A 24,542-nucleotide genomic window follows, 5' to 3' on the forward strand; every position below is an offset into this window, starting at 1 on the left:
CGATGGCACACGGCTTTCCCCTTCAACTGCTGCTCGATCGCGCGCAGGAAGATCTCGACACGGCCGCGAAGCAGCTCGGCACCGCGCAGCGCGACCGCACCGCGGCCGCCGACCAGCTCGAGGCGCTGCTGCGCTATCGCGACGAATACCACGCGCGCTTCGCGCAGTCCGCGCAAAGCGGCATGCCGGCCGGCAACTGGCGCAACTTCCAGGCGTTCATCGACACGCTCGACGCGGCGATCATGCAGCAGCGCAACGTGCTGGCCGCGGCTGAAGTGCGCATCGACGAGGCGCGCCCCAACTGGCAACAGAAGAAACGCACCGTCGGTTCATACGAAATCCTGCAGGCGCGCGGCGTCGCGCAGGAAGCGCAGCGTACGGCGAAGCGCGAACAGCGCGACGCCGACGAACACGCCGCGAAGATTCTGCGCATGCGGGCCGATGCGGCCCGCTCGGCGTAACCGCTCACCGCTTTCGAACGAGAGAATCGTCATGCCTCCACTGCCACTGCTCGGCGTGCTGCTCGACACCGCCGGCACCGCACTCAAGGCGATCCGCGACGCGGGTTCGTCCGCTTCCGCCAAGTCCGCCGGCAACGATGCCGCAAGCAGCCCGGCCGCCATGCCGTTCGCGCAGACGCTGAAGCAAAGCGTCGTCACGCGGCGCGACGCTGCAACCGCCGGCACGCCGGACGTCACGACGAAACCGGCTTCGTCGACCTCCGCCGCCGGCACGAAATCCGCCGGCCACGACGACGACCCGTCGACCGAAGCCGCAATCGCGCCCGTCAATCCCGACGCGGCCGCGCTCGCCGCGGCAGCCGCCGTGCAGGCGCAACTGCAGGCGCGCGCGAGCGACGCGGCGCCGGCCGATGCCGATACCGCTGCCACCGCCGTCGCCACGACAGCGAAGGCCGTGTCCGGCCAGGCCGACGCCACGGCCGCGCTGACGACTCACGCAAGCAAGGATGCGGCCGCCGAGCCTGCCGTGCCGGTGTCGGGTCGCGACACGCTGCAGGCGGCGCTCGCGAAGCTGACCGGCGGCGCGGGCGCAATCGCGATGCCCGCGACCGGCACGGCAGCGACGGCGGCAGCGCCCGCGGCGACGACGTCCGCATCGGCCGCCGGCGCGTCGCCGACGCCGAAAGTCCCGACTTTCGACCGCACGCTCGCCGACGCGAAGGGCGCGCTCGCGACGCAGCAGGCGCCCGCACAAGCCACCGCAACGGCGCTGCAGGCCGGTGCCACGGCCCAACCCGCCGCGCAGCATGCATTCGCGGCCGTCGAAGAAACCGCCAGCCCGGCCCCCGATGCGACGGTCGCTGCCGCCGCAACGGCTGCGGCAGCCGCACAGGCGAACCTCCAGGCATCGCCCGCCGCAAGCTCGATCGCCGCGGCCAACGCACACGTGCTGGCGCCGCACGTCGGCACGGCCGACTGGACGGATGCGCTGAGCCAGAAGGTCGTGTTCCTGTCGAATGCGCACCAGCAGAGCGCCGAGCTGACGCTGAACCCGCCGGATCTCGGCCCGCTGCAGGTCGTGCTGCGCGTCGCGGACAACCACGCGCACGCGCTGTTCGTGTCGCAGCACGCGCAGGTGCGCGACGCGGTGGAAGCCGCGCTGCCGAAACTGCGTGAAGCGATGGAAGCGGGCGGGCTCGGCCTGGGCAGCACGACCGTCAGCGACGGTGGCTTCGCGTCGCAGCAGCAGAACCCGCAGCAAAGCTTCGCCGGCGGCCGGTCGCCATCGCGCGCGCGCGCCGGATCGTCAGCCGTCGATGCACCGGTCGACGTCGCGCAATCCGCAGCGGCCGGCGCGACCGTGAGCCGCGCGGGCCTCGTCGATACGTTCGCCTGAGCATTGCGTCGCTCGCGCGCCGGTATGTGCCGGTGCGCGCCGCTCAGCGGCCGTGCGCCGCCGCGGCCGTCTCGCCGCGCGGCACGACGCCCCGGCGCGACGCGACGATGAAGTCCGCCGCGCGCTCGCCGATCATCACCGACGGCGCATTCGTGTTCCCGCCGATTAGCGTCGGCATCACCGACGCATCCACCACGCGCAACCCTTCGACGCCCCGCACGCGCAGTTGCGGATCCACGACCGCACGCGCATCGGAGCCCATCCTGCACGTGCCGACCGGGTGATAGATCGTGTCGGCATGCGCGACGATCGTCGCGCGCAGCTCGGCTTCGCGCTGGTCAGCCCGCGTGTACAGCTCGCGCCCGCCCTGCGACGCGAGCGGCGCCTGCGACAGGATCCGGCGCATCGCCTGTGCGCCGCGTACGAGCAGGTCGAGATCGCGCGTATCGCTGAAGAAGCGCGGATCGATCAGCGGCGCGTCGCGCGCATCGCCGCTCGCGAGCGCGACCGTGCCGCGGCTGAACGGGCGCAGCGCGCACACGTGCAGCGAATAGCCGAAGCCCCAATGCATCTTGCGGTTGTGGTCGTCGACGAGCGCGGTGCAGAAATGCAGCTGCAGGTCCGGACGATCGAGCGACGGATCGCTCTTGATGAAGCCGCCGGCCTCCGCGACGTTGCTGGTCATCATTCCGGTGCGGCTCGAGAAGTAGCGTGCGAGCGCCGGCGTCATCTTCGCGATCCCGCGCAGGCAGACGCCGACCAGCTCCGACGAATTCACGCGCGTGTTGATGATGAAGTCGATATGGTCGATCAGGTTGGTGCCGACGTCCGGCGCGTCCTGCACGACGGCGATCCCGTGCCGGCGCAACTGCTCTGCCGGACCGATCCCCGAGCACATCAGCAGCTGCGGCGAATTGAACGCGCCCGCCGACAGGATCACTTCCGCGCGTGCGCCGAGCGTCTCGACGCGCCCGTCGCGCGACACCGCGACGCCAACCGCGCGCTTGCCGTCGAAACCCACGCGCAGCACCGTCGCATCGGTGATCACGTGCAGGTTCGGCCGGTTGCGATCGTAGATGTAAGCGCGCGCGACGCTGCAGCGCGAGCCGTCGCGATGCGTGACCTGATAGAAGCCGACGCCTTCCTGCGTCGCGCCGTTGAAGTCGTTGTTGAGCGGATAGCCGGCCGCGTGCGCCGCCTGGATGAATCGTTCGGAGAACGGATTGCGAAAACGCAGATCGGACACCGTCAGCGGGCCGTCGGCGCCGTGCCACGCATCGGCGCCGCGCACGTTGCCTTCCGCGCGGCGGAAATACGGCAGCACGTCCTGCCAGCCCCAGCCCGTCGCGCCGAGTTGCGCCCACTCGTCGTAGTCGCCCGGGTGGCCGCGCGTGTAGATCATCGCGTTGATCGCGCTCGAGCCGCCCATCCCGCGCCCGCGCGGCTGGTAGCCTCGGCGGCCGCCGAGGCCCGGCTGCGGCACCGTCTCGTAACCGTAGTTCGTGCCGAGCTTGAACGGCACGAGCGCCGCGATCCCCACCGGCATGTTGACGAGCAGGTTGCGCTCCGTGTGCGAGCCGGCCTCGATCAGCGCGATCGTCGCGTCGGGGCATGCATCGGCGAGGCGGCTGGCGAGGCTCGAGCCGCCGGATCCTCCGCCGACGATGATGTAGTCGTATTGCATGTCACGTCTCCTTCGTGTCATGAACGGCGCCCGGCGCTGACCGGCTCCCGCTTGTAATGTTCGGGCATTGTAGGAATGGCCGTCGTGCGCGCGGCACGCCGATTCAAGAGCGATTCCTCTAAACGCCCGCGTGAACTAAATTTAAGATGTATCGATTGAAGCGATGCGATGCACCGGCCGACAGAAGCCGCGCCGTCGCGAAACTGGGGAGACGACGATGCAGCGCGACGTTCTGCAGGCCGCGTGCCGACCGGGTTGTCCGGACGCACCGCGCGCGGCCCGCATTTCATTTCAAACGGATGCCCGGACGGCGACGTGCAACACCGTGCGCGCGGCCGGCCGAAATCGAACGACGCCGCGTATCGCCGACCGTTTGGACGGCTCGTCGCACGCGCCGCACGGCCTGCCGGTGTGCGCGTCGCCGCGCGTATCGCACTGCCCTGCTTCGGTGCGCAGGCAGGTGCCCGCCGCGTGCCGTCGAGTGCCGGCAGGACATCGCAACCAGCCGTACGCGCGGGCCGTGCAATCCCGTTTTCGGATGCGAGCACCGTCGCGCGGATGCGACGCTTGCCGCATGCACCGCCCCGTTTTCGATCGTGCATCGCATCCGGCGCCCTGCCATGCGACGCGCGCCATCCTGACCCGCCCCGCCACGCTCATCGAGCGGGTACGTGCGACCTGACTGCTGGCCCGCGTGCCACGCCCAACTGGAGGAGACGACATGAAGAACGACATGCCCGAACTGGCCCCGCAAGCGCTGCCGTCGGTCGATGCGCTGACGTCGCTGCTGCGCGACCAGCGCGCGGCCTACCTGCGCGCGCCGTACCCGGAGTGGGACACCCGCGCGCAGCACCTGCGCGCGCTGCGCACGATGCTGATCGATCACGCGGATGCGCTCGCCGATGCGATCAGCGCCGACTTCGGGCATCGCGCGAAGCAGGAAGTGCTGCTGTCGGAAATCTGGATGGCGAAGGAAGAGATCGACGACGCGCTCAAGCACGGCAAGCGCTGGATGAAACCGATCCGCAAGCCGATGAACAAATGGCTGCGGCCGGCACGCGCGAAGGTGCTGCCGCAACCGCTCGGCGTGGTCGGCATCGTCGTGCCGTGGAACTATCCGATCCTGCTCGCGGCCGGACCGCTGATCTGCGCGCTCGCAGCCGGCAACCGCGCGATCGTCAAGATGTCCGAACTGACGCCGCGCACGTCGGCGCTGTTCGAACAGCTGATCGCGAAGACCTTCTCGCGCGACCATGTCGCGGTCGTGAACGGCGATGCGCAGATCGGCGCCGCATTCACCGCGCTGCCGTTCGATCATCTGCTGTTTACCGGCTCGACGCACGTCGGCCGCCACGTGATGCGCGCCGCGGCCGACAATCTCACCCCCGTCACGCTCGAGCTCGGCGGCAAGTCGCCCGCGATCATCGGCCCGAACGCGCGCTTCGATGCGGCCGTCGACGCGATCATCGGCGGCAAGACGCTGAACGCGGGCCAGACCTGCATCGCGCCCGACTACGTGCTGCTGCCGCGCGGGATGGAAGCCGCGTTCATCGAGCGCGCGCGCGCGCGTTTCGCGAAACTGTATCCGGACCTGTCAACCAACGGCGACTACACGACGATCGTGTCGCAGCGCCATTACGCGCGGCTGCAACAGCTCGCGACCGATGCGCAGGCGGCCGGCGCGCAACTGCATCCGCTGTCGGATGCGCCGTCCGATCCCGCGTCGCGCCGCTTCGTGCCGTGTGCGGTCACGCAGGTGCCGGCCGCGTCGCAGCTGATGCAGGAGGAAATCTTCGGGCCGCTGTTGCCGCTCGTGCCGTACGAACGACTCGACGAAGCGATCGCATACGTGAATGCGCGTCCGCGACCGCTCGCGCTGTACCTGTTCGACGAGGATGGCGGCACGGTCGATCGCGTGATGCGCGAAACGATCTCCGGCGGCGTGACGGTCAACGATGCGTTGCTGCACATCGCGTGCGGCAGTTTGCCGTTCGGCGGCGTCGGCGCGAGCGGGATGGGCGCGTATCACGGCTACGACGGCTTCGTGACGTTCTCGAAGATGAAGCCCGTGCTCACGCAGGCGCGCCTGAATACTCGCGGGTTGATCGCGCCGCCTTACGGCAAGCGCTTCGCCGCGGTGATCAGGATGATGCTGAAGTTCTGAGCGAAGCGGCGCGGGCCGCACGCAACGTGCGTCGGCCCACCGCAGAATGGCCGCGCGGCGATGCTGCCGCGCGCGCCGTCACACGGGCCAGAGCGGCCCTTCCTGCATCGCGCCGATCTGCTCGCGCAGCTCGAGCACGCGCGCTTCCCAGTAGCGATGCGTGTTGAACCACGGGAACGCGGCGGGAAACGCCGGATCGTCCCAGCGGCGCGCGAGCCAGGCCGCGTAGTGGATCAAGCGCAGCGTGCGCAGCGCCTCGACCAGATGCAGCTCGCGCGGCTCGAATTCGCAGAAGTCCTCATAACCGGCGAGCAGATCCGCGAGTGCACGTGATGCGCCTTCGCGATCGCCGGGCAGCAGCAGCCACAGATCCTGGACCGCCGGCGCCATCCGGCTGTCGTCGAAGTCGACGAAATGCGGGCCCGCGTCGGTCCACAGCACGTTGCTCGGATGACAGTCGCCGTGCGTGCGCAGCAGGCGGATCTCGCCCGCACGCTCGAACGCGGCCTCGACGCCTTCGAGCGCGAGCGTCACCGCCGTCTCGTAGGCGGGCCGTACGTCGTCGGGAAGGAAATCGTGCGCGAGCAGGTAGTCGCGCGGCTCGTAGCCGAACGTGCGGATGTCGAGCACGGGACGCGCGACATACGGCTGCGTCGCGCCCACCGCGTGAATCCGGCCGATGAAGCGACCGAGCCATTCGAGCGTGTCGCTGCGGTCGAGGTCGGGCGCACGGCCGCCGCGCCGCTCGAAGATCGAGAAGCGGAAGCCATCGAACGCGTGCAGCGTGCGACCGTCGATAACGCGCGCGGGTACCGCCGGAATCTCGCGCGCGGCGAGTTCGGCGACGAACGCGTGTTCTTCCAGGATCGCTTCGTCCGACCAGCGCGCGGGCCGGTAGAACTTCGCGACGACGGGCGGGCCGTCCTCGATGCCGACCTGGTAGACGCGGTTTTCGTAGCTGTTGAGCGCGAGCAGGCGCCCGTCGGTGCGCAGGCCGGCCGGCATCAGCACGCTGTCGAGCGCGTCGAGCACGCACTCGGGCGTGAGACCGGCGAACGGTGGGCCGGCGGGAGCTGCGGGGGCGGAAGTGAGGTCTTTCATGCCCCGCATTGTGCCGTCAGCCGCGCCGAAACACGAGCGTCCGGCGCGGCACGCGCGCTCAGTGGATCGCGGCGCCGGCCGGCAAAACGGATTCGCCGGTGTCGATCAGGTCCTCGAGAAAGAACGGCTCGGTGTTGAGTTCCTTCGACTCGCCCGGCACGCCCGCGTACCAGGTCACCATGGCCATGTCGCCCAGAACGCGCTGAACGATGCCGCGCGCGCCCTTCGGCACCGCGATATGGGTAGTGCAGACAATCGACCCGACATGCATGATGGTTCCCCACTCTTGAAACTTGAAACCCGGCTCGCTGGCGAGCCGGCAAATGCACGATCCGCGCCGCCCTCGTCGGGGTGGTGCGCGTGATCCCATTGTTCACGGTTTATCGAAGCGCGAAAAGAAGAAGAAGCGGGCGAAGTGCCGCGAATTCGTCGAATGTCTCCAATCAACCACTGCGCCGCGCGTGCGCTTGCACGGGCGGATACCCCCATCATACCCTGTCGAATGTGACCGTCCGCCGAATCCGGCTGCACGGGCGGCGCCGGCCTCCGCGGAAGGTGTTGCGCCGAACGGCCGCCCTGCGTTACCTTTGACGCTCATTCGCGTTCAAGCGCATTTCGACACGATGCAACCGCTCACGTCCGCTCTCGCAAATTCCCGGCCGCAGTTCGACTCGCGGCCGCAGGCGTGCGCGCATCCGTCGGTCCTCCCTCCTCCTGTCGCACCGCCGCTCGTCGGCGCCGCGCCGCCCCCGCCGGCGGCACGCGTCGGCTGACCAGCCGGCTTTCGGTTTCCGTTTTCCATTCGCCCGGTTGCGGCCGTTCGCGCGTTACCGCGCACGGCGCATTGCCGCACGCGCGACATGGAACGTTTCGATCCGTTCGACAGGTGGATTCACATGGTTTCGTTCAAACGCGCGCTCGCCGCGCATGGCGCAACGTCGCTCTTCGTATTGCTGTGGAGCAGCGGCGCGATCTTCGCTGAACTCGGTCTGCGTCACGCATCCGCGTTCGTCTTTCTCACCGCACGATTCGCGCTCGCATCACTCGTGCTGCTCGTGCCGGCCGTCATGCGCGGGCGCTGGCTGCCGCCGCGCGGCGCGCGACGCATGGCCGCGCTGACCGGCCTGCTGATGATGGGCGGCTATTCGATCTTCTATCTGCTCGCGCTCGAGCGCGGGATCGCGCCGGGCGTGCTGGCGACGATCCTCGGCGTGCAGCCGATCCTCACGCTCGCGATCGTCGAGCGGCGCTGGCGACCAATGCGCGTCGCCGGGCTCGGGCTGTCGCTGGCCGGGCTCGCACTCGTCGTGTGCCGCGGCGTGCGCGGTACGGGCCTGCCGATCATCGGCGTCGCCTGTGCGCTCACCGCGCTTGTCGCGCTGACCGCCGGCTCGCTGCTGCAAAAGCGCATGCGCGCAGCCCCTGCCGACGTGCTGCCGCTGCAGAACGCGATCGGCCTCGCGCTGTGCGTGGCGATCCTGCCGTTCCGGCCGGTCTCGCTCCAGATCGGCTGGGCGTTCATCGTCTCGCTGCTGTGGCTCGGCATCGTGATCTCGGTGATCGCGCAGTTGCTGTTCTACCGGTTGATGCAACGCGGCGATCTCGTCAACGTGACGAGCCTGTTCTATCTCGTGCCCGTCGTCACCACGCTGATGGACGCTGTCTGGCCTGGCAACCGGCCCGAACCGCTCGCGCTCGCCGGCATGGGCGCGATCGTCGCGGGGCTCGCGCTCGTGTTCCGCACACCGGCCGTTCGCACGCGAGCCGATCGCGCGTAAGCGAACGGGCCGCCGCGCTCGCGAGTGCGGCGGCCCGCATCGACATGTGCTGTGCGCGACTTTTTCGGCGCGAACCGAAAGGAACGGGAAAGAATGGTGCAAGGCATTCGTCCGACTTGCCGGAAAATGCGGAATTTCCCCGGGTTTTCCGCATACTTTTAATGGTTCGGATAGCGAAAAACGCAGCGAGGTTGCCTATACTCGAATTGACCGCCCCGTTCGCAATCGGGGGCGGCGCAACATGAGAAATGCCCGGCATGGAGCTGGAAGACGCGCGTGCGCCTGTTCCGGCCGGCTACGGAGACACGCATGACGACCTATTTCACGATCGGCGACTTCATCCTGTTAATTCCGATGGCGCTGGCCGGCGCGCTATTTCTCGGCGCGGTGCCGTGCGCAACCGAATTCCGCCACAACCTGCTGCGCGTGCTCGGCGTGATCCTCGGCGTCGGCGTTGCGGTATTGCTGGTCGAAGGCCTGCCTGCGCTGCTTTAGCGACGCGTCGGCATGCGCGGGTCACGCCGCTGCATCGCAGCAACGCAACCGTTCGTGTGCGTGCGCAGCGATACGGAATGCGATGGTTCGCATGCCGTATCGACTGTTCTCGATACCGATCAGATCGCCTGATCGGTGGACGGTTTTTCCCACAGATTGATGCCGCCCTCGGTCGCGTAGCGATCGATCTCCGCGAGTTCGTCGGCCGAGAAGTCGAGATTCTTCAGCGCACCGACGTTTTCACGCACCTGCTCCGCACGGCTCGCGCCGATCAGCGCCGACGTCACGCGGCCATTGCGCAACACCCATGCAAGCGCCATCTGCGCGAGGCTCTGCCCGCGCCGCTGCGCGATGCCATTGAGCTTGCGCACATGCTCGAGGTTGTCCGCGCTCAGGTGCTCCTGCTTCAGCGAGCCGCCGCCCGGCTTGTTTACGCGCGCATCGGCCGGCACGCCGTTCAGGTATTTGGACGTCAGCAGCCCCTGCGCGAGCGGCGTGAACGCGATGCTGCCCGTGCCGATGTCGTCGAGCGTGCCGAGCAGATCGTGCTCGATCCAGCGGTTCAGCATGTTGTACGACGGCTGGTGGATCAGCAGCGGCACCTTGTATTGGGCGAGCAGTTCGGCCATCTCGCGCGTCTTCGCGGCCGAGTACGACGAGATGCCGATGTACAGCGCCTTGCCCTGCTGCACGGCCGATGCGAGCGCGCCGGCGGTTTCCTCGAGCGGCGTGTGCGCGTCGAAGCGGTGCGAATAGAAGATGTCGACGTAGTCGAGCCCCATCCGCTGCAGGCTCTGGTCGAGGCTCGCGAGCACGTACTTGCGCGACCCGCCGCCGCTGCCGTACGGCCCCGGCCACATGTCCCAGCCGGCCTTCGTCGAGATCAGCAGCTCGTCGCGGTACGGCCGGAAATCTTCCTTCAGCAGCCGGCCGAAGTTGGTTTCGGCGCTGCCGTACGGCGGCCCGTAGTTGTTCGCGAGGTCGAAGTGATTGATGCCGAGGTCGAACGCGGTGCGCAGGATGTCGCGCTGCGTGGCGATCGGCGTCGAGTCGCCGAAGTTGTGCCATAGACCGAGCGACAGGGCGGGCAGTTTGAGCCCGGATTTGCCGCAGGTGCGGTATTGCATGTCGGCATAACGTTCGGAAGCTGCTTCGTAGGCCATGAGTCGATTCCGTGAAGACGTCGGGGATGGGACGCGCACCGCGCGCGAACATCGCGCGCGGCGGCGAGGGAAACGTACGACGGTTATGGTATCGAACGTGGCCGACGCGCGCACGGCAATGGACGCCGCCGCGTGCGTCGCCTACACTGCGGCGTCTCGAATCACCGTTACAGCGAGGTTGGTATGTCCCGGGTCATCTCGGTTGCGCTGCTCGTCGGCGGCGTCGTGCTGCTGTATTTCGGCGGCCAGTCGTTCCATTCGATCAACGACAACGTGTCGCGCTTCTTCACCGGCTCGCCCGCCACGAAGACGATCCTGCTGATCGCAGGCGGCGCCGTCGCATCGCTGATTGGCCTGATCGGCCTCGCGATGCCGACCAACAAGCGCTGATCTCGCGGCCGCGCGATACACGAAGGCGCCCCGCATCGCGCGAGCAGCTGCACAAAACGCAACGGGCGGCCCAGGCCGCCCGTTTGTTCGTCCGCCCGCGCGGCCGCAGTGCCGCATCGGACAACCGGCGCGGCCGCATCTCCGCCCGCACGCTGCTAGAACTGCACCTCCGGCTTCGCCGCCGAACGCGTGCCCGGTAACGGCCGGTTGCTCAGGCCGTGGTACGTATAGACGAGCGAGAACTTCACCTGGTCGGAGCGGTTTTGCCCCGCCGAATGCAGCGTGTTGCAGTGGAAGAACACGACGTCACCCGTCTGAAGCGACGGACAGGTTGCCGCATCGATCATCTTGCGGTTTTCCGGCAAGTCGCCGCGGAAGAACTTCGCGTCGTCGAACGCTTCCGGCCCGAATTCGGCCGTGTGCGAACCCGGCACCAGCCAGAGCGCGCCGTTTTCGTTCGTTTCCGGCCCAAGCGCGAGCCACACCGACACCATGTCCGCGCGTTCGAACGACCAGTAGCGGAAGTCGCGATGCCAGCCCGTCAGGCTGCCGTACGCGGGGTGCTTCGTCATCATGCAATTGTGATGCGCGCGTGACAGCACCGGCTGCTCGCCGAAGTACTCGCGCATCCACGCGCCGATTTCGGGCGCGATCGCACGCGCGGCGAATGCCGGATCGCGCGTATAGGCGTCCAGCAGCCGCCGCACCGTATGGCCGCCGGGCGCATGCTTCGACTCGGGCGCGCCCGGGTAGCGCAAATCCGCCTCGAACTCGATCGGCTCTGCCGCTTCCTGCAACTGGCGCACCGCGATCTGCTTGAGCGCCGCGCACTGCGCCTCGTCAACGAGGCCGCGCGCCACGACGAAGCCGCGCTCGCGCAATTCCGCGACTTGCGCGCGGATCGATTCCGACTGCAATGGAGACGACATGGGATGCCAGACGTTTATCGTGTGAATGTGACGATTGTAAATCGGCGCCGGATGCCACGAACAGCGCCATTGTCGTGCGCAGGGGCATGCCAATCGTCGATTTGATCTGGCGCAAGGGAACTGTGCGGCGCGGCGCGAGCCTCAGCGACAGGCGGTATGCGGCGACCCGCTTGCGGCACAAGGGTTTATCGCGACTTTTGCACGTCACGAATCCCTTGTAGCCTGTCGCGGCCTGTCAATTCTGGCGGGCGCGGCGCGCGACGAGTTTCGGTAAGATCCGTTGCGCCATCCGAGGCCGTTCATACCAGTGCGTTCTTCAAGGGCGCCATCCATACAAGCGAAGCATCGTTCACATGCCATTCCGTCTGACTTCCCGTTTCAACCGCACTGCGAAGCGCGTCGCGCAGTCCGCTCCCGTCCGCCCGCTGCGCCATCATCGCGCACGCACGCAGGCGCTCGCCGAGCACACGCACGCGCACAGCCGGCTGGACGGCATCCGCGCGTGGTTCCACGCGTTCTTCTCGATGATGAGCGCGCAGGCGTTCGCACGCCGCGCCGGCCTGCGCTCGCTGCTGCAGAAGCCGTCATCGCTGCGCGCGCTCGCGCTGCGCCGCACGCTGGGGCCGCAGCGGCGCGTCAATCGCCCGCGCCGCCTCGCGGCCAGCAACGGCTGGTTCGGGTTCAGCGCACGCTGAGCCCACGTCGGCGGGCGGTGCTCGCCACGATCGCAGCGATGCCGTCATCCCGTCGGCGATCGACGCGCATAAAAAAACCCCGGCATGCCGGGGTTTTTTCATTTCGGGCGAACGACGCTTACGCGACGCGCGCCGTCGGCTCCACGCCGGCCGCTTCGGCCAGCGCGAGCGCCTTGTCGGTCGCTTCCCACGAGAATTCCGGCTCTTCGCGGCCGAAGTGGCCGTAAGCTGCCGTCTTCTCGTAGATCGGGCGCAGCAGGTCGAGCATCTTGATGATGCCCTTCGGACGCAGGTCGAAATGCTCGCGCACGAGCTTCGTGATCACCGCATCCGACACGCGGCCCGTGCCGAACGTGTTGACCATCACCGAAGTCGGCTCGGCGACGCCGATCGCGTACGACACCTGGATCAGCGCGCGCGATGCGAGGCCTGCCGCGACGATGTTCTTCGCGACGTAACGGCCGGCATACGCCGCCGAACGGTCGACCTTCGACGGATCCTTGCCCGAGAACGCGCCGCCGCCGTGCGGTGCGGCACCGCCGTAGGTGTCGACGATGATCTTGCGGCCCGTCAGGCCGCAGTCGCCCTGCGGACCGCCGATCACGAACCGGCCGGTCGGGTTCACCAGGAACTTGATGTCGCCCTTGATCAGGTCGGCCGGCAGCGTCGGCTTGATGATTTCCTCGATCACGGCTTCGCGCAGCGCCGGCAGTTCGATGTCCGGTGCGTGCTGCGTGGACAGCACGACGGTGTCGATCGAATCGGGGCGGCCGTCGACGTAGCGGACGGTGACCTGCGACTTCGCGTCCGGGCGCAGCCACTGCAGGCGGCCGTCGCGGCGCAAGCTCGCCTGGCGCTCGACGAGACGGTGCGACAGGTAGATCGGCAGCGGCATCAGTTCCGGCGTTTCGTCGCATGCGTAACCGAACATCAGGCCCTGGTCGCCCGCGCCTTGATCGAGGTTGTCGTCATGCGCGCGGTCGACGCCTTGCGCGATGTCCGGCGACTGCTTGTCGTACGCGACGAGCACCGCGCAACCCTTGTAGTCGATGCCGTACTCGGTGTTGTCGTAGCCGATGCGCTTGATGGTGTCGCGCGCGATCTGGATGTAATCGATGTTGGCCGTCGTGGTGATTTCACCGGCCAGAACGACGAGACCCGTGTTGCACAGCGTTTCGGCTGCAACGCGGGAATATTTGTCCTGCTCGAGGATGGCGTCGAGAATCGCGTCCGAGATTTGGTCCGCGACCTTGTCCGGATGGCCTTCGGAGACGGATTCGGACGTGAAGAGATAATCGTTTGCCACTTTTTCAGGCTCCTGTGTGGTTACGGTTGGTTTCACGTAGCCAGCTTCGTTGGGCCTGAAGCGGCGACGCTTTAGCGGATTACCAGGACCGGGCAGCGCGCTTCGCGCCAGCCGGCTTCGCCCCGCAAGTTGTCAGTTAACTCGGCGAAGCCCGTATTATAGCGGCTTTCGTGAATTGTCACAGAGCGCCGCCCGTGCTGCATCTTCCGCTGTCCTACCCCCCTGTTCGCAACGTGCCGGCCAGCCGGTCCCACGGAGACTCCGCATGCTAGGCCGCCTCGGCACGCACCTCGCCATCGGCTTGCTGAAGCTGCTCGCCCTGCTGCCGTACGGCCTGACCGCACGGTTCGGCGACGGCCTCGGCTGGCTGCTGTACCAGATTCCCAGCCGGCGAAAGCGCATCGTACATACCAATCTGAAACTCTGCTTCCCCGACTGGAGCGACGAACGGCGCGAGGAAGTGGCGGGCCAGCACTTCCGCCACGCAATCCGCAGCTACGTCGAGCGCAGCGTCCAGTGGTTCGGCTCCGAGCGCAAGCTCGCGAAGCTGATCCAGGTAGACAGCGCCGTCGACCTCACCGATCCGGATCTGCCCCCGACGCTGTTCCTGGGCCTGCATTTCGTCGGCATCGAAGCCGGCTCGATCTGGCTGAACCGTTCGCTGCAGCGCCGCTGCGGGTCGCTGTACCAGCCGTTCTCGAATGCGGTGCTCGAGGAAGAGGCGAAGAAGGCCCGCGGGCGTTTCGACGCCGAGATGGTCGGCCGCGCGGACAGCGCGCGCGTCGTGCTGCGCTGGCTGCGCGACCGCAAGCCGGTGATGCTCGGCGCCGACATGGACTATGGTCTGCGCAATTCGACGTTCGTACCCTTCTTCGGTGTGCCGGCGTGCACGCTGACGGCCGTCGGCCGGCTCGCGAAGACGGGCCGCGCGCAGGTCGTGCCGTTCATCGGCGAGGTGCTGCCGAACTACAAGGGATACCGGCTGAAGGTGTTCAAGCCGTGGGACAACTACCCGACCGGCGACGACGATCTCGACGCGCGGCGGATGAACGAATTCCTCGAGGAGCAGATTCCGCTGATGCCCGAGCAGTATTACTGGGTGCACAAGCGCTTCAAGACGCGCCCGCCCGGCGAGCCGAGCCTCTACTGAGTCGAACCCGCGGGCGCGCCGTCAGAGGCGTGCCTGCGCCCGTGCCACCTTCGGCACGCCTTTCGCTCGCGCCTGCCAGAGATCGTAGGCCAACTGCTGCGCGAGCCACAGGTCCGCCCTCCCGCCGTTTTCCTCCCCAAGCCACGCTTCGAGACGCAGGGCCATTTCAGGCGAAATGCCGGCGTGGCCGTGCAGGATGCGCGACAGCGCCGCGCGCGTGACGCCGAGCTGCGCGGCGGCTTCGGTGACGGTCAGGCCAAGCGCCGGCAAAACGTCGTCGCGCAGCGATTCGCCCGGATGAGGCGGATTGAAGATGCGTGTCATGGCGTCGAATAACCTCAGTGATAGTCTTGATAATTGACCAGGACGACATCGGGACCCTCGAACCTGAACGTCAGGCGCCAATTGGCGCTCACGCTCACCGAGTAGCAGCCCTCCAGCCCGCCGGCGAGGCCATGCAAGCGCCAGCCCGGTACGTTCATGTCGCACGACCGGCTCGCCATGTCGAGGCGCGCAAGCTGGCGCCGTAATCTCGGGGCATGATCGGGCCGAATGCCCGCCTTGCTACCGTTCGTGAAAAACGCTTCCAGCCCCTTGTGCTGCCATGACTTGATCATGGGCCTCCCACACTCGAGTGCGATACGGATGGCATGGCCCACATGGCGTATAGCCAGACTATACGAATCGCCTGATTGATTTGTCAATTTGACCGGTACGAAAGCACGCACGCGGCTCATCCCGCGCACTGGCGATGGTTGGACGCGCGCCGCCGGCTTAGCCTGTCCCGATGAAGTCCGCCTCATCGCATCGCCTCAATCTGCGCGCTCGCCTCTCGAGAAACCAGTCGGCCGATTGACCGATATTCCCCGCTTGCTCCCTGAGCGACGCCCGACACCGCGCGCAGCGCGGGACGCCCCTGTCGGCTGCATGTATCATTTGCGGTTGAGATCAGCACGACGAACGACGCCGCCCGGGAGGCCGGCTCGCACGTCGATCGTGCCGACCGCCCTGTTCGCCATGGAACTCCGGACCCAGTGAAACTCTCGTTCACCAAGATGCACGGCGCGGGCAACGACTTCGTCGTGCTCGACAGCTATTCGCGCGCGCTGCCGCCGCTCACCGACGCGCAGGTGCGCGCGCTCGCCAACCGACACTTCGGCATCGGCGCCGACCAGTTGCTGCTCGTCGAGAAGCCGACCGTCGACGGCGCGGATTTCAAGTACCGGATCTTCAATTGCGACGGCGGCGAGGTCGAACACTGCGGCAACGGCGCGCGCTGCTTCGTGAAATTCGTCAGCGACCATGGCCTGACCGACAAGCGCAGCGTGCGTGTGCAGGTGATGAAGGGCTTGATCACGCTGACGATGCAGGACGACGGCGAAGTGGTCGTCGACATGGGCGCGCCGGTGTTCGCGCCGGAGCAGGTGCCGTTCGACGCGTCGGGGCTCGACGGCCGCGCCGAAGGCAACGACACGCTGTGGCCGCTCGACGTCGGCGGCCATACGCGCTGGATCTCGACGGTGTCGATGGGCAACCCGCACGCGGTGCAGGTCGTCGACGATGCCGAAGCCTGGCCGGTGCTCGACGAAGGCCCGCTGATCGAGCGTCACGCGCGCTTCCCGCAGCGGGTGAACGCCGGCTTCATGCAGATCGTGTCGCGCAACGAAGTGAAGCTGCGCGTGTACGAGCGCGGCGCGGGCGAGACGCTCGCGTGCGGCACCGGCGCGTGCGCGGCGGTGGCGGCCGGCATCCGGCGCGGCCTGCTCGATTCGCCGGTGACCGTGCACACGCACGGCGGCGCGCTGACGATCAGCTGGGACGGCGCGCGCGACGAAACCGCCGCGCTGATGATGGCCGGCCCCGCCACGACCGTGTTCGAAGGCGAGATCGACCTGAACGTCTGACCCTTCAACGTCCTGATAACTGAACGCTCCAGCCACATGAACGATCGCGAAGTCGCCGACTACTTGCTCGCCAATCCCGAATTCTTCGCGCAACACGCGGAACTGCTCGCGACGATCCGTCTCGCGAACCCGCACGGCAAGGCCGCGATCTCGCTGCAGGAGCGGCAGATGGAGATGCTGCGCGACAAGAACAAGCATCTCGAGCGCCGGCTCGCCGAGCTCATGCGCTACGGCCACGAGAACGACAGCCTGTCCGCGAAGTTCAGCCGCTGGACCGCGCGCGTGATCGCGGAACGCGACCCGTACGCACTGCCGCGCACGATCGCCGAAGGCATCGCCGACGTGTTCGACGTGCCGCAGACCGCGCTGCGCGTATGGGACGTCGCCGACACCTACGCGCAGGCCGATTTCGCGCGCCAGGTCGGCGAGGAAGTGCGCCTGTTCGCGAACGGGCTGTCGACGCCGTACTGCGGCGCGAACACCGGTTTCGAAGCGGCCCAGTGGCTCGCGCCCGCGCTTGCGGCACCGGCCGCGAACGCGGCGGAAGGCGCCGAAACCGCGCCGGCCGGCGACGGCGCGGCCACGTCGGTCGCGCTGCTCGCGCTGCGCGCGCCGCTCGGCGGCGCCGACGCCCCCGCGTTCGGCCTGCTCGTGCTCGGCTCGCCCGATCCGCGCCGCTTCCACGACGGAATGGCAACCGACTTCCTCGCGCAGATCGCCACGCTCGCGAGCGCCGCGCTCACGCGCCTGCTGCCGCACTGACACCGCGCCCATGACTGACGATCCGATCGCCGCCTACCTGTCGAACCTGAAGCACGTCAGGCAGTTGTCGGAACACACGCTGCGCGCGTACACGCACGAACTCGACGAACTGAAGAAGCTCGCCGCCGGCCGCGCGCTCGATGCGCTCACGGCCGCCGACATGCGCGGCGCGGTCGCGCGCGCACATGCCGGTGGGCTGTCCGCGCGCTCGATCTCGCACCGGCTGTCCGCGTGGCGCGCGTTCTACCGCTGGCTCGCGCAGCGCATCGAGATGCCCGCGAACCCCGTCGCCGCGGTGCGCGCGCCGAAACGGCCGAAAACGCTGCCGAAGGCGCTGTCGGTCGACGACGCATCCGCACTGATGGACGCGCCGCTCGCCGGCACGACCGAAGGCATCCGCGATCACGCGATACTGGAGCTGTTCTATTCGTCCGGGCTGCGCCTGGCCGAACTGGTCGGGCTCGACGTCAGGTATACGGAGGCGGACGGCTACCGCTCGGCCGGCTGGCTCGATCTCGCCGAAGCCGAAGTCACCGTGCGCGGCAAGGGCAACAAGGAACGCAAGGTGCCGGTCGGCCGCAAGGCGATCGACGCGCTGAACGCGTGGCTCGCGGTGCGCGACGAATTCGTGAAGCACGATCCGCATCCGCTGTTCGTGTCCGTGCGCGGCAACCGGATGGCACCGGGCGTCGTGCGCGACCGCGTGAAGCGCGCGGCGCTGGCCGCGGGGATCCCTGCCAACGTCCACCCGCACGTGCTGCGCCATTCATTCGCCACGCACGTGCTGCAGTCGAGCGGCGACCTGCGCGCGGTGCAGGAGCTGCTGGGCCATGCGAGCGTCGCCGCGACGCAGGTCTACACGTCGCTCGACTTCCAGCATCTCGCGAAAATTTACGACAGCGCGCATCCGCGCGCGAAGAAGCGCGACTGACGCGCGTCCCTCCCTACCCGCCGCGCACGGCGGCCGGCCACGGCCGGCGCCGTCCGCGGCCTCTTTCGATCCGATCATGCAAACCGTCACACTCAGACCGTCCAAGGACAAATCGCTGCTGCGCCGGCATCCGTGGATCTATGCCAATGCGATCGACCGCGTCGACGGCACGCCCGCGCCCGGCGCCACCGTGATCGTGCGCGCGCACGACGGCCGCTTTCTCGCGCGCGGCGCGTACAGCCCGCAGTCGCAGATCCGCGTGCGCGTGTGGAGCTTCGACGAGAACGAGCCGATCGATCACGCGTTCTTCAAGCGCCGCGTGCAGCGCGCGGTCGCGCACCGCACGACGATGGTGTCGGGCACGGGCGCGGTGCGGCTCGTGTTCGGCGAAGCCGACGGGCTGCCGGGGCTGATCGTCGACTACTACCTCGCGGACACGGCCGAACCGGACGCCGCGCCGCGCGGCCAGCTCGTGTGCCAGTTCATGGCCGCGGGCGTCGACGCGTGGAAGGACGCGATCGTCGCGGCACTCATCGGCGCGACCGGCTGCCCGAACGTGTACGAACGCTCTGACGTGTCGATCCGCGGCAAGGAAGGGCTCGCGCAGACGACCGGCGTACTCGCGGGCGACGCGCCGCCCGCGACGCTGATCGCGAACGAAAACGGCGTGCGTTATCACGTCGACGTGCCGAATGGCCACAAGACGGGCTTCTATGTCGACCAGCGCGACAACCGCGCGCTCGTCGCGCAATACGCGGCCGGCCGCGACGTGCTCAACTGCTTCTGCTACACGGGCGGCTTCTCGCTCGCGGCGCTCAAGGGCGGCGCCAAACGCGTGGTGTCGATCGACTCGTCGGGCGACGCGCTCGCACTCGCGCAACAGAACGTCGTGGCCAACGGCTTCGACGCCGAACGCGCGACCTGGCTCGACGCGGACGCGTTCAAGACGCTGCGCCGCCTCGTCGACGAAGGCGAGCGCTTCGACCTGATCGTGCTCGATCCGCCGAAGTTCGCGCCGACCCGCGACAGCGTCGACCGCGCATCGCGCGCATACAAGGACATCAACCTGAGCGGCTTCAGGCTGCTGCGTCCGGGCGGCCTGCTGTTCACGTACTCGTGCTCGGGGGCGATCGACATGGATCTGTTCCAGAAGATCGTCGCGGGCGCGGCGGCCGACGCGAAGGTCGATGCGCGAATCCTGAAGCGGCTCGGCGCGGGCGTCGATCACCCGCTGCTCGCCGCATTCCCGGAAGGCGAATATCTGAAGGGCCTGCTGTTGCAAATCGTCTGATCGCCCCGATCTACGCGCACACTCGCGTCCGCCGGCCCTTGCCCGCTGGCGGCCCCGCGCTCGAGCCTGTCGTCCGGACGACGGGCGAGGGCTTGACAGGTATGTTTCAATGGATGGTTGTGCGCCCCGGCTCGCGAGTCGACGGCGCGACGCACACATCCTGGTTTTGACCCCGATTCACGAACCACAGGCGACCGACATGGCCACTCCCGTCACCATCCTCACCGGCTTCCTCGGCAGCGGCAAGACGACGCTGCTCAAGCGCATCCTGAACGAACAGCACGGCATGAAGATCGCCGTGATCGAGAACGAATTCGGCGAAGAAAACATCGACAACGAGATCCTCGTTCAGGACACGAACGAGCAGATCATCCAGATGAGCAACGGCTGCATTTGCTGCACCATCCGCGGCGACCTCGCGCGCGCGCTCGGCGATCTCGCCGCGAAGAAGCGCGAAGGCAAGCTCGACTTCGACCGCATCGTGATCGAAACGACCGGCCTCGCGAACCCGGGCCCGGTCGCGCAAACCTTCTTCATCGACAGCGAGATCGCCGACGATTTCCTGCTCGACGCCGTCATCACGCTGGTCGACGCGAAGCATGCGAACGCGCAGCTCGACGAACACGAAGTGGTGCAGCGCCAGGTCGGCTTCGCCGATCGCCTGTTCATCACGAAGTCGGACCTGGTCGACGACCAGGCCGTCGCAGCGCTCAAGCATCGCCTGATGCACATGAACCCGAAGGCGGCGATCAAGGTCGTGAACTTCGGCGAAGCGGACATCAAGGAAATCTTCGACCTGCGCGGCTTCAACCTGAACGCAAAGCTCGAGATCGATCCGGACTTCCTCGCCGAGGACGACCACGCGCACCATCACCACGATCACGACCATGATCACGATCACGCGCATTGCGACCACGATCACGGTCAATGCGCGCACGATCACGACCACGGCCATCACAACCACCACCACGCGCACCACGACGACAAGATCAAGTCGTTCGTCTATCGCAACGACCGCCCGTTCGACCCGAACAAGCTGGAAGACTTCCTCGGCGGCATCCTGCAGATCTACGGCGAGCGGATGCTGCGCTACAAGGGCGTGCTGTACATGAAGGGCGTCGACCGCAAGGTCGTGTTCCAGGGCGTGCACCAGATGATGGGCAGCGACCTCGCCGCAAAGTGGCTGCCGGTCGAGAAGAAGACCAACAAGATGGTGTTCATCGGCGTCGACCTGCCGCAGGACCTGATCACCGACGGCCTCGACGCCTGCCTCGCCTGAGCGGTCGGGCCGCTGTCGCGGGCCCTCCATGCGGCCGCCTTCACGGGCGGCCGCGGCGCTTGCGCGGTGCCTTTTCCGGGCAGGGTTTCGCCGTCATCGCTTTTTCGCGATTTGCGCGTTATATTTTCAAGATATTGGCGCAGCCGACGGGGATCGACCCGATACGGCGCCCGCTTGCGATTCAGTTACAATACGTGCCCGCTGGAGTACGGCAATAACAGGCCCGGTTCTTGCTGAACCATTACCCGGGCATCGCAACCGCGCCGGATCGCCCATCCGCCACCCGGCCGCGGCCGATGCGATCTGCCGCGCAGCACCGGTTCGCCGCGCGCGCAAGTCCGCGCCAGGGCTATCCTGGTATTTGAGAACCGGTTTTCCAGAGGCTTTCGGCCCCGCGGCGGCAAATCGCAAATGATTGCAAGCGCAGTTGCGGGTAATCCCAAAGTGCAGGCAATATCTCCTGATTTGCCGCACATTGAAGAAGCAAGCAGATGACGAAGAAACTCTTGACCGAAGCCGAAATCCTGAAGATGAGCGACAAGGATTACATGAATGAGGATCAGCTCGCCTTCTTCAAAAATCGGCTCGAACAGTTGCAGGCGGACATCCTCAAGAACGCAGGCCAGACGACCGAGAACCTGCGCGAGACGGTGATCGTGCCCGATCCCGCCGATCGCGCGACGATCGAGGAAGAGCACGCGCTCGAGCTGCGCACGCGCGATCGCGAACGCAAGCTCCTCAAGAAGGTTCAGCAGTCGCTCGCCCGCATCGATTCCGGCGATTACGGCTGGTGCGAGGAAACCGGCGAGCCGATCGGCATCCCGCGCCTGCTCGCGCGCCCGACGGCCACGCTGTCGCTCGAGGCGCAAGAGCGCCGCGAGCTGCGCCAGAAGCTGTTCGGCGACTGATCGAGCGGCGTTCCGCTCCGACACGCTGCTTCCCGAAAGCGCGCGGCCTGCCGCGCGCTTTTTGTTTTTCCGGCACCGGTCCCGGCTAGCCGGCCGATTTGCCTCCCCTCTTGATATCCCGGCGCCCGCCCTAAAATGAAACGGATGCGCGCCGGGCCGCTCCCCGGCGCACTGCGATTCATGCGGCGGCGCCACGCGCCGCCCGACTCTTCCCCGTTTTTCTCAAGGAACGCAGATGGAGCAATTTCACGGCACGACCATCGTTTCGGTCCGGCGCGGCGACAAGGTCGCGCTCGGCGGCGACGGCCAGGTAACCCTCGGCAACATCGTCATGAAGGGTGGCGCGCGGAAAGTGCGGCGGATCTACAACAACCAGGTACTGGTCGGATTCGCGGGCGGCACCGCCGATGCGTTCTCGCTGCTCGATCGCTTCGAGGCGAAGCTCGAGAAGCACCAGGGCAACCTGACCCGCGCGGCCGTCGAACTCGCGAAGGACTGGCGCACCGACCGGATGCTGCGCCGCCTCGAGGCAATGCTGATCACGGCCGATGCAACCACCACGCTCGTCATCACCGGCAACGGCGACGTGCTCGACCCGGAAGGTGGCATCTGCGCGATCGGTTCGGGCGGCGCCTATGCGCAGGCCGCGGCCCGCGCGCTCGCGGAGAACACCGAGTTGTCCCCGCGCGAGATCGTCGAGAAGTCGCTCGAGATCGCCGGCGACATGTGCATCTACACGAACCACAACCGCATCATCGAAACGATCGAGTAAGGACCGCACCATGAGCACCATGACCCCTGCCGAGATCGTCTCGGAACTCGACAAGCACATCATCGGCCAGGACAAGGCGAAGAAGGCGGTGGCCGTCGCGTTGCGCAACCGCTGGCGCCGCCAGCAGGTCGCCGAGCCGCTGCGCCAGGAAATCACGCCGAAGAACATCCTGATGATCGGGCCGACGGGCGTCGGCAAGACCGAAATCGCGCGCCGCCTCGCAAAGCTCGCCGACGCGCCGTTCATCAAGATCGAGGCGACCAAGTTCACCGAAGTCGGTTACGTCGGCCGCGACGTCGACAGCATCGTGCGCGACCTGATCGAGATCTCCGTCAAGCAGACGCGCGAATCCGAGATGCGCAAGGTGCGCAGCAAGGCGACCGACCAGGCGGAAGACCGCATCCTCGACATCCTGCTGCCGCAGCCGCGCGCGGTGGGCTTCGGCGGCAACGCGGATCACGCGAACGACGACAACAACGCGACGCGCCAGACCTTCCGCAAGCGTCTGCGCGAAGGCCAGCTCGACGACAAGGAAGTCGAACTCGACCTCGAGCAGCCGTCGGTGGGCATGGACATCATGGCGCCGCCGGGGATGGAAGAGATGACCGAGCAGATCCGCTCGATGTTCTCGAACCTCGGCAGCGGCAAGAAGCAGCGCCGCAAGGTGAAGATCAAGGAAGCGCTGAAGCTGCTGACCGACGAGGAAGCGGCGAAGATGCTCAACGACGAGGAAGTGAAGACGAAGGCCGTGCAGAACGTCGAGCAGAACGGCATCGTGTTCCTCGACGAGATCGACAAGATCACGTCGCGCAACAACGAAGGCAGCGGCGGCGAAGTGTCGCGCCAGGGCGTGCAGCGCGACCTGCTGCCGCTCGTCGAGGGCACGACGGTCAACACGAAGTACGGGATGGTGAAGACCGATCACATCCTGTTCATCGCGAGCGGCGCGTTCCATCTCGCGAAGCCGAGCGACCTGATTCCCGAACTGCAGGGCCGCTTCCCGATCCGCGTCGAGCTCGACTCGCTGTCGGTGAAGGATTTCGAGGCGATCCTCGTCGCGACCGACGCGAGCCTCGTCAAGCAGTACCAGGCGCTGCTCGCCACCGAGGACGTGCAGCTCGAGTTCGCCGAAGACGGCATTCGCCGCCTCGCCGAGATCGCGTACGCGGTCAACGAGAAGACCGAGAACATCGGTGCGCGCCGCCTGTACACGGTGATCGAGAAGCTGCTCGAGGAAGTGTCGTTCTCGGCCGGCAACCATGCCGGCGAGCGCGTGACGATCGACGCGAAGTATGTCGATCGCGCGCTCGGCGAAGTGGCGCAGGACGAAGACCTGTCGCGCTACGTGCTGTAACGCGCGCGGTGTCGAATGCGAAACGGGCGGCCCGGCGGGCCGCCCGTTTTCGTTGGTGCGCCCGGCCGATGCCGCCGCGTCGGTTACTGCCGCACCGGCTTCTTCGCGAGCTTGCGTTGCAGCGTGCGGCGGTGCATGTTCAGCGCGCGCGCGGTCGCCGAGATGTTGTTGTTGTTCTCCGCCAGCACACGCTGGATGTGCTCCCATTCGAGCCGGTCGACCGACAGCACCACGGGATTCTCGAGCGCCTCGTCGGCCTGCACTTCGCTCGCGTTGGTCTGCAGCGCGGCCAGGATCGACTCGACGTTCGCGGGCTTCGCCAGATAGTTGTCGGCGCCTTCCTTCACCGCCTGCACGGCGGTCGCGATGCTCGCGTAGCCGGTCAGCACGAGGATCCGCGCGTCGGGCTGCAGGTCGCACAGCGGCGCGATCAGGCTCAGGCCCGAATCGTCGCCGAGATGCAGGTCGACGGTGATGAACTGGAACTTGCCGCCGGCCGCCAGCCGCAGCGCCGCCTCCTTGTCGTGCGCCTGCTGGACCGCGTAACCGCGGCGCTCGAGGCCGCGCGCGAGCGTGCCCGCGAACACCTCGTTGTCGTCGATCACCAGGAAATTGTTCTCGCTCATGTG

25 protein-coding genes are annotated in these 24,542 nt (G+C 67.3%); 16 read left to right on the top strand and 9 right to left on the bottom strand.

Annotated elements, in window-relative coordinates; translation table 11 throughout:
- The first annotated feature begins 2 nt into the window (after positions 1-2).
- Both fliJ and WI26_RS14870 read left to right on the top strand, forming a co-directional pair.
- A complete protein-coding gene (gene fliJ / locus WI26_RS14865; RefSeq protein ID WP_059468600.1) occupies positions 3-461 on the top strand; it encodes a flagellar export protein FliJ in 459 nt (152 codons plus the stop codon).
- Between the two features lie 31 nt (positions 462-492).
- On the top strand, positions 493-1,857 hold the full coding sequence (locus tag WI26_RS14870; RefSeq protein ID WP_069226277.1) for a flagellar hook-length control protein FliK: 1,365 nt from the start codon (positions 493-495) through the stop codon (positions 1,855-1,857).
- A gap of 43 nt (positions 1,858-1,900) precedes the next feature.
- On the opposite strand, the gene WI26_RS14875 is transcribed toward WI26_RS14870, so the two are convergent.
- Entirely contained in the window at positions 1,901-3,541 is a 1,641-nt protein-coding gene (locus WI26_RS14875) for a GMC family oxidoreductase (RefSeq protein ID WP_069226278.1), read from the bottom strand.
- 721 nt (positions 3,542-4,262) lie between these two features.
- On the opposite strand from WI26_RS14875, the gene WI26_RS14880 reads away from it, so the two are divergent.
- A complete protein-coding gene (locus WI26_RS14880) occupies positions 4,263-5,705 on the top strand; it encodes a coniferyl aldehyde dehydrogenase (RefSeq protein WP_069226279.1) in 1,443 nt (480 codons plus the stop codon).
- A 78-nt stretch (positions 5,706-5,783) separates the two neighbouring features.
- Here the strand turns inward: WI26_RS14880 and WI26_RS14885 are convergent, their stop codons facing one another.
- Both WI26_RS14885 and WI26_RS14890 read right to left on the bottom strand, forming a co-directional pair.
- Positions 5,784-6,806: a serine/threonine protein kinase gene (locus WI26_RS14885; protein ID WP_419465572.1), complete on the bottom strand. Its 1,023-nt coding sequence runs from the start codon at positions 6,804-6,806 to the stop codon at positions 5,784-5,786.
- Positions 6,807-6,864: 58 nt separating this feature from the next.
- Positions 6,865-7,077: a hypothetical protein gene (locus WI26_RS14890; RefSeq protein WP_011886311.1), complete on the bottom strand. Its 213-nt coding sequence runs from the start codon at positions 7,075-7,077 to the stop codon at positions 6,865-6,867.
- Positions 7,078-7,702: 625 nt separating this feature from the next.
- On the opposite strand from WI26_RS14890, the gene WI26_RS14900 reads away from it, so the two are divergent.
- Both WI26_RS14900 and WI26_RS14905 read left to right on the top strand, forming a co-directional pair.
- Entirely contained in the window at positions 7,703-8,584 is an 882-nt protein-coding gene (locus tag WI26_RS14900) for a DMT family transporter (protein WP_069226432.1), read from the top strand.
- 309 nt (positions 8,585-8,893) lie between these two features.
- On the top strand, positions 8,894-9,079 hold the full coding sequence (locus WI26_RS14905; protein ID WP_014895742.1) for a hypothetical protein: 186 nt from the start codon (positions 8,894-8,896) through the stop codon (positions 9,077-9,079).
- Positions 9,080-9,198: 119 nt separating this feature from the next.
- On the opposite strand, the gene mgrA is transcribed toward WI26_RS14905, so the two are convergent.
- Positions 9,199-10,242: an L-glyceraldehyde 3-phosphate reductase gene (mgrA, locus tag WI26_RS14910; RefSeq protein WP_059508342.1), complete on the bottom strand. Its 1,044-nt coding sequence runs from the start codon at positions 10,240-10,242 to the stop codon at positions 9,199-9,201.
- Between the two features lie 183 nt (positions 10,243-10,425).
- On the opposite strand from mgrA, the gene WI26_RS14915 reads away from it, so the two are divergent.
- Positions 10,426-10,632: a DUF3185 family protein gene (locus WI26_RS14915; RefSeq protein ID WP_059468606.1), complete on the top strand. Its 207-nt coding sequence runs from the start codon at positions 10,426-10,428 to the stop codon at positions 10,630-10,632.
- Positions 10,633-10,787: 155 nt separating this feature from the next.
- On the opposite strand, the gene WI26_RS14920 is transcribed toward WI26_RS14915, so the two are convergent.
- Positions 10,788-11,561 carry a phytanoyl-CoA dioxygenase family protein gene (locus WI26_RS14920; protein WP_059541464.1) on the bottom strand — a complete coding sequence of 258 codons (774 nt, stop codon included), beginning with the start codon at positions 11,559-11,561 and terminating at the stop codon, positions 10,788-10,790.
- A gap of 353 nt (positions 11,562-11,914) precedes the next feature.
- On the opposite strand from WI26_RS14920, the gene WI26_RS14925 reads away from it, so the two are divergent.
- Positions 11,915-12,256 (top strand): hypothetical protein, encoded by a 342-nt coding sequence (locus WI26_RS14925; RefSeq protein WP_059541467.1) that lies wholly within the window; start codon positions 11,915-11,917, stop codon positions 12,254-12,256.
- A gap of 118 nt (positions 12,257-12,374) precedes the next feature.
- On the opposite strand, the gene metK is transcribed toward WI26_RS14925, so the two are convergent.
- A complete protein-coding gene (gene metK / locus WI26_RS14930; RefSeq protein ID WP_059468609.1) occupies positions 12,375-13,562 on the bottom strand; it encodes a methionine adenosyltransferase in 1,188 nt (395 codons plus the stop codon).
- 265 nt (positions 13,563-13,827) lie between these two features.
- Here metK and lpxL point away from each other — a divergent pair, with 265 nt between their 5' ends.
- Complete coding sequence (gene lpxL / locus WI26_RS14935; RefSeq protein WP_059468610.1) at positions 13,828-14,712, top strand: lauroyl acyltransferase LpxL; 885 nt, start codon at positions 13,828-13,830, stop codon at positions 14,710-14,712.
- Between the two features lie 21 nt (positions 14,713-14,733).
- On the opposite strand, the gene WI26_RS14940 is transcribed toward lpxL, so the two are convergent.
- Together WI26_RS14940 and WI26_RS14945 are read right to left on the bottom strand one after the other, a co-directional pair.
- The gene (locus WI26_RS14940) at positions 14,734-15,036 is read right to left on the bottom strand and encodes a HigA family addiction module antitoxin (protein WP_069226280.1); all 303 of its coding nucleotides are present in this window, start codon (positions 15,034-15,036) and stop codon (positions 14,734-14,736) included.
- A gap of 14 nt (positions 15,037-15,050) precedes the next feature.
- Positions 15,051-15,329, bottom strand: a complete 279-nt coding sequence (locus tag WI26_RS14945) for a type II toxin-antitoxin system RelE/ParE family toxin (RefSeq protein ID WP_069226281.1) — start codon at positions 15,327-15,329, stop codon at positions 15,051-15,053.
- Between the two features lie 417 nt (positions 15,330-15,746).
- On the opposite strand from WI26_RS14945, the gene dapF reads away from it, so the two are divergent.
- From dapF to hslU, 8 genes are all read left to right on the top strand, one after another.
- Complete coding sequence (gene dapF / locus WI26_RS14950; protein ID WP_069226282.1) at positions 15,747-16,616, top strand: diaminopimelate epimerase; 870 nt, start codon at positions 15,747-15,749, stop codon at positions 16,614-16,616.
- A 36-nt stretch (positions 16,617-16,652) separates the two neighbouring features.
- Complete coding sequence (locus tag WI26_RS14955) at positions 16,653-17,378, top strand: DUF484 family protein (RefSeq protein ID WP_060325252.1); 726 nt, start codon at positions 16,653-16,655, stop codon at positions 17,376-17,378.
- Between the two features lie 10 nt (positions 17,379-17,388).
- A complete protein-coding gene (xerC, locus tag WI26_RS14960) occupies positions 17,389-18,309 on the top strand; it encodes a tyrosine recombinase XerC (protein ID WP_059468613.1) in 921 nt (306 codons plus the stop codon).
- A 76-nt stretch (positions 18,310-18,385) separates the two neighbouring features.
- Positions 18,386-19,600, top strand: coding sequence for a class I SAM-dependent rRNA methyltransferase (locus WI26_RS14965; protein ID WP_069226283.1), 1,215 nt, complete (start codon positions 18,386-18,388; stop codon positions 19,598-19,600).
- Positions 19,601-19,799: 199 nt separating this feature from the next.
- The gene (locus WI26_RS14970) at positions 19,800-20,879 is read left to right on the top strand and encodes a CobW family GTP-binding protein (protein WP_060325255.1); all 1,080 of its coding nucleotides are present in this window, start codon (positions 19,800-19,802) and stop codon (positions 20,877-20,879) included.
- A gap of 491 nt (positions 20,880-21,370) precedes the next feature.
- The gene (dksA, locus tag WI26_RS14975) at positions 21,371-21,787 is read left to right on the top strand and encodes an RNA polymerase-binding protein DksA (protein ID WP_006477498.1); all 417 of its coding nucleotides are present in this window, start codon (positions 21,371-21,373) and stop codon (positions 21,785-21,787) included.
- Positions 21,788-22,022: 235 nt separating this feature from the next.
- On the top strand, positions 22,023-22,559 hold the full coding sequence (gene hslV / locus WI26_RS14980) for an ATP-dependent protease subunit HslV (protein WP_006760749.1): 537 nt from the start codon (positions 22,023-22,025) through the stop codon (positions 22,557-22,559).
- A 10-nt stretch (positions 22,560-22,569) separates the two neighbouring features.
- Positions 22,570-23,913, top strand: coding sequence for an ATP-dependent protease ATPase subunit HslU (hslU, locus tag WI26_RS14985; RefSeq protein ID WP_059468616.1), 1,344 nt, complete (start codon positions 22,570-22,572; stop codon positions 23,911-23,913).
- Between the two features lie 83 nt (positions 23,914-23,996).
- Here hslU and WI26_RS14990 read toward each other — a convergent pair whose 3' ends face one another.
- Positions 23,997-24,539: a response regulator transcription factor gene (locus tag WI26_RS14990; protein ID WP_069226284.1), complete on the bottom strand. Its 543-nt coding sequence runs from the start codon at positions 24,537-24,539 to the stop codon at positions 23,997-23,999.
- Positions 24,540-24,542 lie beyond the last annotated feature (3 nt).

The organism is Burkholderia diffusa, assembly GCF_001718315.1.
Lineage (GTDB): Bacteria > Pseudomonadota > Gammaproteobacteria > Burkholderiales > Burkholderiaceae > Burkholderia > Burkholderia diffusa_B.

Coding starts and splice junctions, on each gene's coding strand:
- fliJ (WP_059468600.1), top strand. CDS start 3: ATGGCACACGGCTTTCCCCTTCAACTGCTGCTCGATCGCGCGCAGGAA.
- WI26_RS14870 (WP_069226277.1), top strand. CDS start 493: ATGCCTCCACTGCCACTGCTCGGCGTGCTGCTCGACACCGCCGGCACC.
- WI26_RS14875 (WP_069226278.1), bottom strand. CDS start 3,541: ATGCAATACGACTACATCATCGTCGGCGGAGGATCCGGCGGCTCGAGC.
- WI26_RS14880 (WP_069226279.1), top strand. CDS start 4,263: ATGAAGAACGACATGCCCGAACTGGCCCCGCAAGCGCTGCCGTCGGTC.
- WI26_RS14885 (WP_419465572.1), bottom strand. CDS start 6,806: ATGAAAGACCTCACTTCCGCCCCCGCAGCTCCCGCCGGCCCACCGTTC.
- WI26_RS14890 (WP_011886311.1), bottom strand. CDS start 7,077: ATGCATGTCGGGTCGATTGTCTGCACTACCCATATCGCGGTGCCGAAG.
- WI26_RS14900 (WP_069226432.1), top strand. CDS start 7,703: ATGGTTTCGTTCAAACGCGCGCTCGCCGCGCATGGCGCAACGTCGCTC.
- WI26_RS14905 (WP_014895742.1), top strand. CDS start 8,894: ATGACGACCTATTTCACGATCGGCGACTTCATCCTGTTAATTCCGATG.
- mgrA (WP_059508342.1), bottom strand. CDS start 10,242: ATGGCCTACGAAGCAGCTTCCGAACGTTATGCCGACATGCAATACCGC.
- WI26_RS14915 (WP_059468606.1), top strand. CDS start 10,426: ATGTCCCGGGTCATCTCGGTTGCGCTGCTCGTCGGCGGCGTCGTGCTG.
- WI26_RS14920 (WP_059541464.1), bottom strand. CDS start 11,561: ATGTCGTCTCCATTGCAGTCGGAATCGATCCGCGCGCAAGTCGCGGAA.
- WI26_RS14925 (WP_059541467.1), top strand. CDS start 11,915: ATGCCATTCCGTCTGACTTCCCGTTTCAACCGCACTGCGAAGCGCGTC.
- lpxL (WP_059468610.1), top strand. CDS start 13,828: ATGCTAGGCCGCCTCGGCACGCACCTCGCCATCGGCTTGCTGAAGCTG.
- WI26_RS14940 (WP_069226280.1), bottom strand. CDS start 15,036: ATGACACGCATCTTCAATCCGCCTCATCCGGGCGAATCGCTGCGCGAC.
- WI26_RS14945 (WP_069226281.1), bottom strand. CDS start 15,329: ATGATCAAGTCATGGCAGCACAAGGGGCTGGAAGCGTTTTTCACGAAC.
- WI26_RS14955 (WP_060325252.1), top strand. CDS start 16,653: ATGAACGATCGCGAAGTCGCCGACTACTTGCTCGCCAATCCCGAATTC.
- xerC (WP_059468613.1), top strand. CDS start 17,389: ATGACTGACGATCCGATCGCCGCCTACCTGTCGAACCTGAAGCACGTC.
- WI26_RS14965 (WP_069226283.1), top strand. CDS start 18,386: ATGCAAACCGTCACACTCAGACCGTCCAAGGACAAATCGCTGCTGCGC.
- WI26_RS14970 (WP_060325255.1), top strand. CDS start 19,800: ATGGCCACTCCCGTCACCATCCTCACCGGCTTCCTCGGCAGCGGCAAG.
- dksA (WP_006477498.1), top strand. CDS start 21,371: ATGACGAAGAAACTCTTGACCGAAGCCGAAATCCTGAAGATGAGCGAC.
- hslV (WP_006760749.1), top strand. CDS start 22,023: ATGGAGCAATTTCACGGCACGACCATCGTTTCGGTCCGGCGCGGCGAC.
- hslU (WP_059468616.1), top strand. CDS start 22,570: ATGAGCACCATGACCCCTGCCGAGATCGTCTCGGAACTCGACAAGCAC.
- WI26_RS14990 (WP_069226284.1), bottom strand. CDS start 24,539: ATGAGCGAGAACAATTTCCTGGTGATCGACGACAACGAGGTGTTCGCG.